General features: G+C 46.1%; 14 protein-coding genes and 1 tRNA gene. 6 read left to right on the top strand and 9 right to left on the bottom strand.

The window, feature by feature from the left end; translation table 11 throughout:
- Positions 1 to 64: 64 nt before the first annotated feature.
- Together groL and groES are read right to left on the bottom strand one after the other, a co-directional pair.
- Entirely contained in the window at positions 65 to 1,693 is a 1,629-nt protein-coding gene (groL, locus tag BLU30_RS01235; protein ID WP_090242668.1) for a chaperonin GroEL, read from the bottom strand.
- A gap of 33 nt (positions 1,694 to 1,726) precedes the next feature.
- A complete protein-coding gene (groES, locus tag BLU30_RS01230; RefSeq protein WP_090242666.1) occupies positions 1,727 to 2,011 on the bottom strand; it encodes a co-chaperone GroES in 285 nt (94 codons plus the stop codon).
- 797 nt (positions 2,012 to 2,808) lie between these two features.
- On the opposite strand from groES, the gene BLU30_RS01225 reads away from it, so the two are divergent.
- Positions 2,809 to 2,893: transfer RNA gene (locus BLU30_RS01225), tRNA-Leu, on the top strand.
- Positions 2,894 to 2,968: 75 nt separating this feature from the next.
- Entirely contained in the window at positions 2,969 to 3,556 is a 588-nt protein-coding gene (locus tag BLU30_RS01220; protein WP_090242664.1) for an SOS response-associated peptidase, read from the top strand.
- Positions 3,557 to 3,832: 276 nt separating this feature from the next.
- Here BLU30_RS01220 and BLU30_RS01215 read toward each other — a convergent pair whose 3' ends face one another.
- The 6 genes from BLU30_RS01215 to prmA form a co-directional block, all read right to left on the bottom strand.
- Complete coding sequence (locus BLU30_RS01215; protein WP_090242662.1) at positions 3,833 to 4,279, bottom strand: GatB/YqeY domain-containing protein; 447 nt, start codon at positions 4,277 to 4,279, stop codon at positions 3,833 to 3,835.
- 13 nt (positions 4,280 to 4,292) lie between these two features.
- Entirely contained in the window at positions 4,293 to 4,475 is a 183-nt protein-coding gene (gene rpsU, locus BLU30_RS01210; RefSeq protein ID WP_090242660.1) for a 30S ribosomal protein S21, read from the bottom strand.
- Between the two features lie 158 nt (positions 4,476 to 4,633).
- Positions 4,634 to 4,978, bottom strand: coding sequence for a histidine triad nucleotide-binding protein (locus tag BLU30_RS01205; RefSeq protein WP_090242658.1), 345 nt, complete (start codon positions 4,976 to 4,978; stop codon positions 4,634 to 4,636).
- Between the two features lie 19 nt (positions 4,979 to 4,997).
- Entirely contained in the window at positions 4,998 to 6,305 is a 1,308-nt protein-coding gene (gene mtaB, locus BLU30_RS01200) for a tRNA (N(6)-L-threonylcarbamoyladenosine(37)-C(2))-methylthiotransferase MtaB (RefSeq protein ID WP_090242655.1), read from the bottom strand.
- On the bottom strand, positions 6,287 to 7,048 hold the full coding sequence (locus BLU30_RS01195) for an RsmE family RNA methyltransferase (RefSeq protein WP_090242653.1): 762 nt from the start codon (positions 7,046 to 7,048) through the stop codon (positions 6,287 to 6,289). Before BLU30_RS01195 ends, mtaB begins: the two co-directional genes overlap by 19 nt.
- Positions 7,048 to 7,998 (bottom strand): 50S ribosomal protein L11 methyltransferase, encoded by a 951-nt coding sequence (prmA, locus tag BLU30_RS01190; RefSeq protein ID WP_090242651.1) that lies wholly within the window; start codon positions 7,996 to 7,998, stop codon positions 7,048 to 7,050. The genes BLU30_RS01195 and prmA overlap by 1 nt, the downstream gene beginning before the upstream one ends.
- A gap of 196 nt (positions 7,999 to 8,194) precedes the next feature.
- On the opposite strand from prmA, the gene BLU30_RS01185 reads away from it, so the two are divergent.
- Genes BLU30_RS01185 through BLU30_RS01170 form a run of 4 tightly spaced genes read left to right on the top strand, consistent with a single transcriptional unit; the run spans position 8,195 to position 11,558 of the window.
- The gene (locus BLU30_RS01185) at positions 8,195 to 8,554 is read left to right on the top strand and encodes a BMC domain-containing protein (protein WP_090242649.1); all 360 of its coding nucleotides are present in this window, start codon (positions 8,195 to 8,197) and stop codon (positions 8,552 to 8,554) included.
- A gap of 3 nt (positions 8,555 to 8,557) precedes the next feature.
- Entirely contained in the window at positions 8,558 to 9,022 is a 465-nt protein-coding gene (locus BLU30_RS01180; RefSeq protein WP_090242646.1) for a EutP/PduV family microcompartment system protein, read from the top strand.
- A gap of 21 nt (positions 9,023 to 9,043) precedes the next feature.
- Positions 9,044 to 10,333, top strand: a complete 1,290-nt coding sequence (locus BLU30_RS01175) for a phosphotransferase (protein WP_090242642.1) — start codon at positions 9,044 to 9,046, stop codon at positions 10,331 to 10,333.
- 4 nt (positions 10,334 to 10,337) lie between these two features.
- Positions 10,338 to 11,558: a phosphotransferase gene (locus tag BLU30_RS01170; RefSeq protein WP_090242640.1), complete on the top strand. Its 1,221-nt coding sequence runs from the start codon at positions 10,338 to 10,340 to the stop codon at positions 11,556 to 11,558.
- Positions 11,559 to 11,638: 80 nt separating this feature from the next.
- On the opposite strand, the gene pckA is transcribed toward BLU30_RS01170, so the two are convergent.
- A complete protein-coding gene (pckA, locus tag BLU30_RS01165; protein ID WP_090242637.1) occupies positions 11,639 to 13,204 on the bottom strand; it encodes a phosphoenolpyruvate carboxykinase (ATP) in 1,566 nt (521 codons plus the stop codon).
- Between the last annotated feature and the right edge of the window lie 459 nt (positions 13,205 to 13,663).

The raw sequence follows: 13,663 nt of genomic DNA, 5'->3' as shown, positions 1-13,663 counted from the left end.
TGACAGAAAGCGAACTTTCTGTCAGAACTGCATGTTTTTTAGCTTTGCACGTCTTTAGTATACGTTACATCATCGGCATTCCGCCACCCATGCCGGCGGGCATAGCGGGAGCGTTTTCTTCAGGCTGATCTGCAACAGCTACTTCTGTGGTTAAAAGCATTGCGGTAATGCTGGCTGCATTCTGAATGGCTGTACGGGTAACTTTGGTAGGATCAATGATTCCAGAATCCACCATATTAACATAGTCGCCAGTGAGAACATTGAAGCCGATGCCTTTGTCTTTTTTGCGGAGTTCGCTAACAATGACCGATCCTTCATAACCTGCATTTTCAGCAATCTGACGCACTGGATCTTCGATAGCACGGCGGATGATGGATGCACCGATTTTTTCATCGCCATCTAAGGTGTCGACTAAGGCTTCCACTTTGTCTAAGGTGTTAATTAATGCGGTTCCACCACCAGGGACAACGCCTTCTTCAACGGCGGCACGAGTGGCATTTAAAGCATCTTCGATCCGGTATTTCCGTTCCTTCAGCTCAACTTCAGTCGCAGCACCAACCTGGATAACAGCGACACCACCGGAAAGTTTTGCTAAACGTTCCTGTAATTTTTCTTTATCATAATCCGAAGAGGTTTCAGGAATCTGAGCTTTGATTTGTCCAATCCGTTCTTCTACAGCAGCTCGATCTCCCTGTCCATCGACGATGATGGTGTTTTCCTTGTCAACCTTGACCTGACGGGCACGGCCTAACTGATCAATGGTGGCTTCTTTAAGTTCCAAACCAACTTCTTCAGAGATTACCTGACCACCAGTCAGGATTGCGATATCCTGGAGCATTTCTTTACGGCGATCACCAAAACCAGGTGCCTTAACAGCAACACAGTTAAAGGTTCCTCTTAATTTATTGAGTACCAAAGTCGTTAAGGCTTCCCCTTCAACATCTTCGGCAATGATTAAGAGCTTCGCACCCTGCTGTACAATTTGTTCCAGTACGGGCAGGATTTCCTGAATATTACTAATTTTTTTATCAGTGATCAGGATGTATGGGCTATCCATTTCAGCAACCATTTTTTCAGTATCCGTTACCATGTAACCTGAGAGGTATCCTCTGTCAAACTGCATCCCTTCTGTAAATTCCAGCTCGGTGCCCATGCCCTTGCCTTCTTCAACAGTGATGACACCGTCGTCTCCAACCTTTGTCATGGCTTCTGCAATAAGTTGTCCGATTTCAGCATCGGCAGCAGAAATTGAAGCAACCTGTGCCTTTGATTCTGCAGATTCAACCGGCTGGCTCAGTTCCTTCAGGCCTTCAACAACAACATCGACTGCTTTTTCGATTCCTTTTTTCAACACCATGGGATTGGCACCAGCAACAACATTGCGGTTTCCTTCACGAACGATAGCCTGGGCCAACAGGGTTGCAGTGGTTGTTCCATCACCAGCGACATCGTTGGTTTTCGTTGCAACTTCTTTTACCAGCTGAGCGCCCATATTTTCAAAAGCATCTTCTAATTCAATTTCTTTCGCAATGGTTACACCATCATTGGTGATGGTGGGTGCCCCATAGCTTTTTGCTAAAATAACATTTCTCCCCTTAGGTCCAAGGGTCACTTTTACTGCATCTGCCAATTGATCAACACCAGCGATTAATGATTCGCGGGCTTCCATGTGGAATTTGATATCTTTTGCCATTCTTATTGCCTCCTTGTAACGCGATCTTTTTTATTATTCTACAATTGCCAGAATATCATTCTGTTTGATGATCAAAAACTCTTCTTCGCCAACTTTGACTTCAGAACCCGAGTATTTTGAGTAGATAACTTCATCCCCAACGGCAACATCCAGAGGAATTTTTTTGCCATCCACAACTTCACCAGAGCCAACAGCCACAACAGTTCCCTGCTGGGGTTTTTCCTTTGCTGTACCCGGCAGCACAATACCGCTGGCGGTTGTCACTTCTTCTTCTTTCACTTTAATAACAACTTTGTCTCCCAATGGTTTAAGACTCATTATCAACGCCTCCATTATATTTTGAGTTATTATTAGCACTCATTATCTCCGAGTGCTAACATAATATTAGCTGATACCCATCATTTTTGCAAGTGTTTTTATATATTTTTAAGAACTATTTTATTTTTTTTTAAGTTTTAAATATACACGATCTACATTTTAGACCGTTGACAAAACCAGGAAAGGGAACGGATAAAAACACAATCGAAGGTTTTGCGCACTGACCACTAAGCGGTTTCCTTTGTTCATTAGCACCTTCTGTTGCGATCCAAATCTCTGATTTGGGTCATTGTAACTATGCAACGCTTATTCAAGGGCACCATTTAAATCAACTTTCTCTATTTTTCATATAATGCCCATTAAATCTTAAACCACTCACTGTTTTTTCATTTCCTAAATAATTTTAAGTTGATTACAGTTTCAAACTTGACCTATAGAAAATCAGGCTTTTTTCTTTTTTCAGAAATTCAAATGTATTCATTGCCTGGGCTTTAGCCAATGGTTACCAGAACACTTTGTAATTTGACCTGTAAACCAAGCCGTGCTATAATAAATGTACAAACAGGTGCACTGCTGGCCACGGTCACGGTGCCCAGGCTAAGGATAATAGAAAAGCATGAAAACATTCGTAAAAAAGTGTTTATTTTTTTCTTGACTTTTTTTTTAACCCACTATACAATAGACACTATTAAGAAAAAAAACAAGAATCCAGTATTTTGATTTGGAATTATCGAGTATTTTCTTTTTTGATCTTTACTCTGAAACGCCTTAATACAGTGATTTTCAGACACTCACCTGCGGATGTGGCGGAACTGGCAGACGCGCTAGATTTAGGATCTAGTATCTTTCGATGTGGGGGTTCGAATCCCTTCATCCGCACCATTTTGAACATATGGGCCTCTACCACATGGTAGAGGCTTTTTTACATGGATATTTTTATACAGAAAGGATGTCAATATGTGTAGCCGATATACCTTCAGAGCGACAATTCCTGAATTAAAGACCCTTTTCGATGATGCACAGCGGCACAATATCCCAATCCATGAAGGAGATATTCATCCCAATGACCTTACTCTGGGTTTGATTCTACAAGGGGGTGTCAAAAAAACCGTCCTAATGCGCTGGGGATATCCATCAACCACACACTCTGGATTAATCATTAATGCAAGAAGCGAGACAATCCAAAATAAGCCAATTTTTTCATCAGATTTTAAATATCGACGATGTCTTCTACCGATGGCTGGCTTTTATGAGTGGGATTTCAAGAAAAATCTTTATTTATTTTCACCCAAAGTTGCTGATGCCTATCTTTGTGGCATTTTCCATCCTGCAGATAATGACTTTTTTCATTTTGTCGTTTTAACCCGACCTGCAGCAGGAACACCAGCTTCAGTTCATCATCGTATGCCCATTATCCTTTCTAATGCACAGACTGATCAATGGCTCTCTAATCTTAACGTTGCTCATAAATTACTGTATGGGGAACCATATCTTTTGGAAAAAAAATGCCTTGAAAAACACGAACAACTCGATTTTTTATCTTAACGCAATTGGAATCCCCGGCGCCCCTGCGGGCTGGCATTTTGAGCTTTCATCAAATTAAGAAAGGAAAACCGCACTAAACCTTATCAAAACCGAAAGTTTTGCGCACTGACGACTGAGGGTTGTCCCTTTGTTCATCAGCGCCTTGCGGTGCTATCCAAATCTTTGATTTGGGACATAGCACCCATGCAACGCTTGTCCAAGAGCCAAAGGCAATTGGCAACAAGCGACTGCAGAGCACAAAAAAGCACCATCCCTCAGGATGGTGCTCATGTATGATTAGGCTTGTAGTTTTTCCCGCACGATTTGGTTGACGAGCTTGCCGTCTGCCAAACCTTTAACCTTGGGCATCAGTGCACCCATGATTTTTCCCATATCTTTCGCGCTTTGGACTCCGGTTTCCGTAATGGTTTCGTCCACGATTGCCTCGATTTCTTCCCGGGACAATTGTTTAGGAAGGTAAGCATCGATGACTGCCATCTCTGCTTTTGTCTGCTCAATCAGGTCGTCTCTTTCGGCCTTTTCAAAATCCTCCAAAGCATCTCTGCGTTGTTTGCGCTGCTTGCTAATGATATCCAGAACTGCGGAATCATCCAGGACAACCTTTTGATCCTTTTCCACTTGTAAAATAGCGGCACGGATCATGGTAATGGTTGCTTTACGCACCTTATCCTTTTCCTTCATCGCTGTTTTTAAATCAGCTTGTAATTGTTCCTTTAATGTCAACTACTGACACTTCCTATCTTTTTTTCATTTTTCTTTTTCTGGCAGCTTCTGATTTTTTCTTACGCTTCACACTCGGCTTTTCGTAGTGCTCTCTTTTGCGAATTTCAGACATAACCCCTGCCATGGCAGTTTTTCTTTTAAAACGACGCAATGCGCTTTCAAGTGTTTCATTTTCTTTAATTCTTACTTCAGACATCTTCAACCCCCCTCTCTTATGCAAAACTTAGTTTGGAAACCTGCATATCTAGTTTGAGCAACAATCATTATATTTTATTTTCTATTAAAAGTCAATAAAATATTCCAGATAGCCCGGATATATGTAAAAAATACAGATATCCTTTACTGATGAGTCAATCAACCGGGAGGCCATTCCATCTTTCGTCCACCAAGGAGATGATAATGGAGATGGGGCACAGTCTGACCTCCTGCTTCACCACAATTATTCACCAGCCGAAAACCATCGTCAGCAATTCCAAGCTTTAACACGATGCGATTGGCTACCGTATGAATATGACTAATAATATCATCCCCTGCCGGAACCGAAAGAATGGAATCATAATGCTCTTTTGGGATGATGACAACATGGACCGGAGCCTGTGGTGCGATATCCTTAAAAGCCAAAACCGCATTATCCTCGTAGACCACTGTCGCTGGAATTTCACCGGTTGCGATTTTGCAGAACAAACAATCCTCTGCCACTTCATTCACCTCTCAATTTTTAAACTGGGTTTGCACCCATAAACAGCACTTTATCTGTATATGATACTTCAACTGGCACAATTTTTCCACAATTATTTTGGGAACCCATCATTTTAACTGGAAGATAGTTGTCGGTATGTCCTTCCATTACGCCATCCTCCGTCAGACGTTCAAAGAGCACCTCTAACTGTCGGCCGTGATTGGCCTTTAAAAAGTCGTCCTCCAGGACCTTAGCGAGAGCAATCAGACCCTGGCTACGCCTTGTTTTTACATCCTCAGGGATCTGATCCGTCATATCCGCCGCCGGGGTCCCCTGGCGCCTGGAATATTTAAAGACATGGACCTGATAAAACTCAATGGCTTTCACAAAGGTCAAAGTTTCCTCAAACTCAGCCTCAGTTTCTCCGGGAAAGCCCACCATAATATCCGTGGTAATGGCCGGGTAATCAAAAAACCGGCGAATCCGTTCCACAATTTCTTTGTACTCCGTGGTGGTGTAACGCCGATGCATCCGACCAAGGACGGTATCGCTTCCACTTTGGAGGGATAGGTGAAAATGGGGACAAAAGGACTCAATTTTTGAAAGCTCCTGTACAAAGTTCTCACTTAAAATCAGGGGCTCCAGGGAACCCAAGCGAATCCGGCGCACCCCCGGCACTGTTGCTACGGCCTGAATGAGCTTAAGCAGATCCATATCTCCATCCATATCCTTCCCGTAGGAGGCAATGTGAATGCCTGTCAGCACCATTTCCAAAAATCCGGCTTCTACCAGCCGGGAAACTTCCGCTACAACGGAATCCAGACTTCTGCTGCGTACCCGTCCCCTGGCATAGGGCACAATACAATAAGTACAAAACTGGTCGCAGCCTTCCTGAACCTTTAAGAAGGCCCGGGTATGGGAACGGTTTTCCGATACGGTAAGTTCTTCAAAATTCCGATTTCGGCTATTATCGTGGACAGCACTATACTGACCCTCTTCCCGGCAAAAGCCCTCCACCATCTCTACAATGCCCAGGCGATCCTGGGTTCCAATAATCAGATCGACCTCGGGTATGGCCGCCACCTCCTCCGGTGCCACCTGGGCGTAACAGCCCGCTGCTACAATGGTCGCCCCTGGGTTGTGGCGCCTGGCACGCCTGAGCATATTCCGGGATTTTCGATCCCCTAAATGGGTGACGGTACAGGTATTCACCACATAAACGTCCGCGACCCCGTCAAAGGAGACGACGTCATATCCTGCCTTTTCAAAAAGCTCTGCCATTGCCTCGGTATCAAAGCTATTGACCTTGCACCCCAAGGTGTAAAATGCTACTGTTCCTTTATACATCCAAACTCCACTAATTCATAAAATAAATTCAAGCTGGCCAGGACTGCGGGGCCAGCCGTTTCGGTCCTTAAAATACGTCTTCCCAGGGAAATGGAATTGGCCCCTGAAGCGGTCATGGCAGCGACCTCTTCCTCGGCCAAGCCACCCTCAGGTCCGACGAGGATACCCATGGTCATGGGCTTTTTTTCACCGGAGGTAAGCACCTGGGCCAGGCCCTGGCCCCGTTCATCCTCATAGGCCACCAGGAATAAATCATACCTGGATATTTGTTCTAAAACGGCCCCCATCGTTAGGGGTTCATGGACCGCCGGAATGATTCCCCGTTTGGATTGCTTGGCCGCAGCATAGGCTATTTTGTTCCAGCGTTCGGCCTTTTTCTTCCCCTTATCCCGGAGATCCACCACCGTTCGTTTTGATGAAAAAGGGATTACCCCATCCACCCCCAGCTCCACAGATTTCTGGATGATTTCATCCATCTTCTGCCCTTTTGGCAGCCCCTGAAAGAGGGTGATCCGGAGGGTATTTTCACTGGAACAGGGTTTCGTTTCAATAATCCGGCAATTCACCCCGCCACCATCGTCCTGGTCAATGGTACAGATATGCTCGGTTCCCTGGCCATCACAAACCTCAAAGGCTTCACCCGGACCAATACGCAGCACCTTGGATAGGTGCCTATAATCCTCGCCTGCAATGCGCAGGGTACCTTCCCCCACGCTTTCTGGTGCCACGAAAAAGCGGTGCATTACTGCACCACCTGTTTCCTGGCAATGATACTATTCCACTCACCCATGGTATCGATGGATTCTACCTCGAAGGCGTTATCCTTTAGGGCCTCCAGTACCATTTCCAGACGATCAGCAATGATACCAGAGGAAACGAAGGCTCCCCCGGGCTTGAGAAAGGGGGTAATAGCGGCGGACAGCTCAACGATGGCCTCTGCCAAAATATTTGCCACAATGACATCAGCCCTTTCATCAGGCTCCAGGACCTCCACCAGATTTCCTTCACGGATTTCAATGGCATCGTCCACCTTATTTAAGGCGAGGTTTTCCCGGGCGACCTTTACTGCCACCGGATCTAAGTCGATCCCGATGATATGTTTACAGCCCAGCTCTGCCGCGACGATGGACAAAATCCCAGTACCACAGCCAATATCAAAGACGATATTCTCCGGTTTTATAACCTGTTCCATGGCTGCCACACAGAGTTGGGTAGTCTCATGGGTTCCGGTGCCAAAGGCCATGCCAGGGTCCATATTGACCACAATATCATCCTCGCCGGGCTCGTAGGGTTCCCAGGTGGGCTTAATCACGATATTTTTTCCCACCTTGGTGGGCTTGTAGTATTTCTTCCAGGAATTGGCCCAATCTTCCTCCAAAAGCTCTGTAATGGATACCTCACAGGCCCCAGGATCTAATCCGTACTCCGGCAGTTTCTTAATCCCTGTAAACAGCTGATGGGTACATTCATCTAAATTGAGCTCCTCGCTAAAATATCCGCTGATAATCGAGGTATCCGGATCCATGGTGAGGAGCCGTTCGTCAATATAATTCACCGTAGGGTCCTCCTGCACCAGCAGCAGGTTCTCCGCAGACTCGATGACGACACCCTTTGCCCCCGCTTCATAAAACAGCTCTGCAATAGCTTCTTCCGCTTCCAGAGTCGTCTTAATTTGAACTTCATACCATATCATGAAAATACCTCCGTCCCTATACTAATCCTTATTATAATACGCCTTTCCGAGTATTACCACCTATAAAATGAATGCAAACAAATTCACCCCACAATTTTTTTGCCCTATTCCAGCAAATTTTCGCCGGGCGTGAAACGGTATTCAGATTTATGTTACAATATATTTAATCATTATGCGCAAAAAGGAGTTAAACGACATGTCTGACGATCGTAAAGAACTAACCCGTTCCATACAGGAATACGTCCCTGGGAAACAGGTCACCCTGGCCCATGTCATTGCCAATCCAAAGCAGGATGTCTACATCAAGCTGGGACTGGATGAAGAAAACAACGATGCCATTGGCATCCTAACCATTACCCCCAGTGAGGCTGCCATTATTTCTGCGGATGTCGGAACAAAAGCCGCCCCGGTAGAAATCGGATTTTTAGACCGTTTCAGCGGTTCCCTTATTATCACAGGTCGGGTGAGCGATGTCAACTCATCCATCAAGGAAATCATCAACTTCCTTAAAAACACCCTTGGCTTTGACATTCCAGACCGTATCACCCATTCCTAATCAATGGCCAGTAACCGAAACCGTGTCGCCCTCATCGGAAAGATTGGGTGCGGTAAAACGACCCTCGTACAGCGCCTGACGGATATGGAAATCCACTATTCAAAAACCCAAACAGTTACTTATATGGATAATTTCATCGATACCCCTGGTGAATTTATTGAATTACCCATCTTTTGTCGCCAGGCCATCAACGTTTCCTGCGATGCTGGGTTGCTCATTCTATTAAATTCGGCCATTGATTCACAAAACAAGGTATCCCCTAACTTCGTTCATACCTTTAATATTCCCGCCATTGGGGTGGTGACTAAAATCGACTCCCCCAAGGCCAATATCGAACGAAGCCATCGATTCCTCAATTTTGCCGGAATCCATAAAAATAAAATTTATGATGTCAGTACCATCACTGGCGAAGGCATTGAAGCGTTAACCGAAGTTATCCATCATTATGTGGAATTAAAGAAAAAGTAGTATTACAGAAAAGGAGACAGCATGCCCGAAACCATCCTATCAACCAATGCCCAAGTAGAAGCATATTTAAAAGATAAAGGGATTTTCCCCCAGGACACCGTCCTTATTGTTGAAGACCTTCGGGCCATTAAGGAAAGCGTGGAGGGCTTTGTCAACACCATCTACCGAATTCGTGGTGATAATGGCCACTCCGCCGTTATGAAACAAGTGGCCGCCCTGCCCATCAGTCGGGCGGAGGAACAGGGAGACGGCCAGCCTGATGCTCACCTTCAGGACTGGACCCTGGACCCAGGGCGCCTGCGTAACGAAATTTCCGTATTGATTTTTTGGAATTCTGTACTCCCTGGCATCTGCCCTGAAATCTATCTTTTTGACGAGCCCCGGGGCATTATCGTTATGGAGGATTTATCCCACCTCAGTCTGCTGCGTTATGAATTTTCCAGAATGAAGCCCTTCCCCCTTTTAGGGGAGCGGCTGGGGGATTTTTTCGCCCATAACCTCTTTTATTCCTCAGACCTTCACATGACGCGCTTTCGGCGCAAAACCATGCAAGATTTCTTTGAAAATCCCGAATATACGGCCCTGGAGCCCTTTCTCTTTGAGGATTGTGCCATTGTTTCAGATCACCGCGTCATGCCTGAAGGGACCTGGCCACTGCGTCAAAGCATTCTAACCAATTCAGCCTGCCAAACTGAAATTAAACGGCTGCGCCAGCTCTTCAATACTTCCAGAGAATGCCTGATCCACACCGATCTCCATTCCTCCAATATCATGGTGGATGAAGGCACCGTTAAAATCATTGATACAGAATTCGCCGGCTTTGGTCCCATCGCCCAGGATTTTGGGCGCCTAACCGCCAGCTTTTGTCTCAATTATTTGTCCTGGCTTGGGGATGATGGCAGCTATACCCCAGAGGCCCGTCTGGCCTACCAGGAAAGCGTCCTGGATATTTTAGAGACCATGTATACCCGGTTTGAATCCACCTTCCAGTCCCTCTGCCAGGAAAACCAGGCAGATAGTTATGTTCTTAAAAGTTTAGATGTGGAAGGGTATCTCCGAAGTCATTTTGTCGATGCCCTGAGCTACACGGCCCTCAACGCCGGCTCCCGTATCGCCGACCGGGGATTATGCTATGATTTGGCCCGTTTACCGGAGACAGAACGCATCTATCCCCAGCAGCTGATTCTCATCCTCTGCCAGACACTGCTCACCAGTGATGGACGTTTTGGCCACATTACCGAGCTAACCGCATTACTGCGTAAGTTACCGGAGCAATACCCCCGGAATTCTGAATTTCTGACGAAAGGATGACATTATGAAGCCAATGACCAAGGCAGATGTCCAAAACTACCTGGTTGAAAAAGGAGTTTTTACCCCGGAGGTTCATTTCCATACCGTTGATATTTTAGAGGAAACCGACACTGCAGAGGGATACGTCAATCATATCTTCCAGGTGAAGGACCTGGTCACCCAAAAATCCGTGGTGGTCAAGCAGGTGATGCCTTATATGCTGGCTATGGTCAAGGCCACGGGTGAGGAGCACCCCTTTTCCATGGACCGTATGCGGACTGAAATTCGGACTCTGGCTTTTTTGAACAAGCTGTGTGCGGGCATCGTTCCGGATGTTTATCTGGCGGATTATCAAGCCGGTATTTTTGTTATGGAAGATTTAAGCCATCTGGATTTGATGCGCTTCCAAATTACTGCGGGAGTGGAATATCCGGATTTTGGTAAACGCATGGGGGCCTTTTTAGCCGGACTGTGTTTTTACACCTCCCCCGATTATTTAAGTCCCTCGGCTCAAAAGAAAATGGAAGCCTACTTCCAAAGTGAAGAGAGCAATCGGCTGAACACCTTTCTCACCACAGATTGTCCCCTGATTAATCTGGCAAAGCCCATGGAGCCGGAAAACGGCCCCCTGCGGGAGCGTATTGCCAATAATCCAGATATTCTGAGGGTGGTTGCCCATTTGTCTGAACGCTTCGAGCATTCCCATCAATGCTTAAGCCACAACGACCTCCATACCTCTAACATCATGTTAAACGCCTCGGAGCTTAAGATTTTGGATACGGAGTTTTCCGGCTTTTCTGCCGGCTTTATGGATATGGGCCGTCTGACCAGCAGCTTCATTTTAAACTACGTCTCCTGGCTGGGCACCCCGGAAATTCCCATGGCGACCCGTACCCGGATGCAGGCCTATAACCTGAGGGTCATTGCTGATTTATACCACGCCTTTAACCGGATGTTTGAAAAGCTTTGGTGGAAGCACCGTCTAGCTGGCAATTGTACAGCCACCGTGGATGCCATCCTCCGGGATGCCCTGAACTACGCCACTGTCAGTGCCACCATTCGAATCACCTCGGATTTTGCCCAAAGCTGTGAAATCAAGCGCATTAAAAAGCGTGAGGATTTAGCCCACATCCAAAGGCGGGTTCTGGAAGTGGCCGAATATACCTTACTGCATCAGGACCAATTCCATGAGATTGAGGATTATTGTGATTTTCTGCGCTGCTGCTGTGATATCGCGGTACAATAAAGCCATTTATAATGACCGATAAAAAGGAGGCCTTCGCCCCAGCGGCGAAGACCTCCTTTTTAATATCTTTTTTCCATTAACTATTTTGCCTTTGGACCAGCGTCCACCACTTCTTGGGGCATGTTCTCATATTTTGCAAAATTCTTTTCAAATTGCTCGGCTAAATGTCTGGCTGTTTGATCGTAGGCAGCTTTATCTTCCCAGGTATTTCTGGCAATTAAAACATCCCCAGGCACCCCTGGACAGCTGGTGGGAACTTCCATGTTGAAAATATCATCGTGGATGTAATCCGCCTTGGCTAAATCTCCATTAATGGCTGCGGTAATAATGGCCCGGGTATAGGATAGCTTCATCCGTTCACCCACGCCATAGGCCCCACCAGACCACCCCGTATTAACCAGGTAGACATTACAGTCATAGGCATCAATCCGTTCCCCTAAAAGCTCTGCATAACGCGCTGCCGGTAAGGGTAAAAAGGGTGCACCAAAACAGGTGCTGAAGGTTGTTTGAGGCTCTGTAATCCCCCGTTCTGTCCCGGCAAGCTTACTCGTATAGCCACTGACAAAGTGATACATGGCCTGACTCCGATTAAGCTTTGCCACTGGTGGCAGGGTTCCGAAGGCATCGGCAGCCAGGAAAATTACCGTCTTGGGGTGGCTGCCCACACTGGGGATCACGCAATTGGGAATGTATTCCAGTGGATACCCCACCCGGGTATTTTCGGTGTATTTTTTATCCGTAAAATCCGGATCGCCATTTTCATCGTAAACCACATTCTCAACCACAGATCCAAAGCGGATGGCTCTGAAAATTTCTGGTTCCCGTTCCTCCGTCAAATCGATACATTTGGCGTAACAGCCTCCTTCAAAATTGAAGATGCCATTGTTGCTCCAGCCATGTTCATCATCTCCAATGAGGAAGCGTTCAGGGTCAGCGGAAAGGGTTGTTTTCCCTGTCCCGGAAAGACCAAAGAATAAGGCGGTATCCCCATCCTTCCCCATATTTGCTGAGCAGTGCATGGGGAACACATTTCTCTGGGGTAAGAGATAATTCATCACCGAGAAAATAGATTTCTTGGTTTCCCCACAATATTTTGTCCCCGCAATGAGGACGACCTTTTTCTTAAAGCTCAAAATAATGGCCGCTTCACTATGGGTCCCGTCAATCTCCGGATCACAAAGGAATCCGGGCATGGAAATCACCGTGAATTCGGGTGTAACGACTTCCCCTTCTGCCGCATTAATAAATAAATTTCGCGCGAACAGGCTGTGACTGGCATATTCATCCACCACACGGATAGGGAGTCGATAATCCATATCGGCACCGGCAAAGCCATCAAAAACCAGGAGCTCATTGGCGTTCGAGGCATAGGCCGTTAATTTTTCATATAATGCTTCAAATTTTTCTTCTGAAAATGGTACATTGGTCTTTCCCCACTCAACGGTATGGTGACTGACTTCATCATCCACCACAAAGCGGTCGTCAGGAGAACGGCCGGTGTATTTCCCCGTGTAGGTGGCTAATGCCCCTGAGTTAACCAGCTGCCCTTCCTCTTTTTCTACTGCCCGTGTAATCAGCTCTGCTTTTCCCAAATTCAACAGGCCTTCACTCTTAATTCCTAAATAGTTTAAGTCGACTTTTTTCATTCTAAAATCTGTATGATGCAATCATACAACCCCTTTCTCTATAATCTCTCCATGTTGCTTTTATACATTACAGTGTTATTTTGTCCCACCTTTACAAAAGCAATTTAATTATACCATAATTTAAATGAAAAGGGTATATCAAAAAATAATCTCTCTCAAATCCACATAAAAAAAGCCCTCACAAGGGCTCAGACTGTCGACAAACCCAGGTCAGGGTGATGATAAAAATACGAGAACCCTGGCGCCCCTGCGGGCTGGCGTTTTGGGCTTTCATCAAATTAAGAAAGTTAACCTGCCTTAAACCCGATCAAAACCGAAGGTTTTGCGCACTGACGACTGAGAACTTTCCCTTTGTTCGTCAGCGCCTTGCGGTGCTATCCAAATCTTTGATTTGGGATATAGCACCCATGCAACGCTTGTCCAAGAGCCAAAGGCGATTGGCAACAAGCGACTGCTGGG

The organism is Eubacterium barkeri (assembly GCF_900107125.1).
Taxonomy (GTDB): Bacteria; Bacillota; Clostridia; order Eubacteriales; family Eubacteriaceae; genus Eubacterium_O; species Eubacterium_O barkeri.
This window is presented reverse-complemented; position numbering and strand designations above follow the sequence as displayed.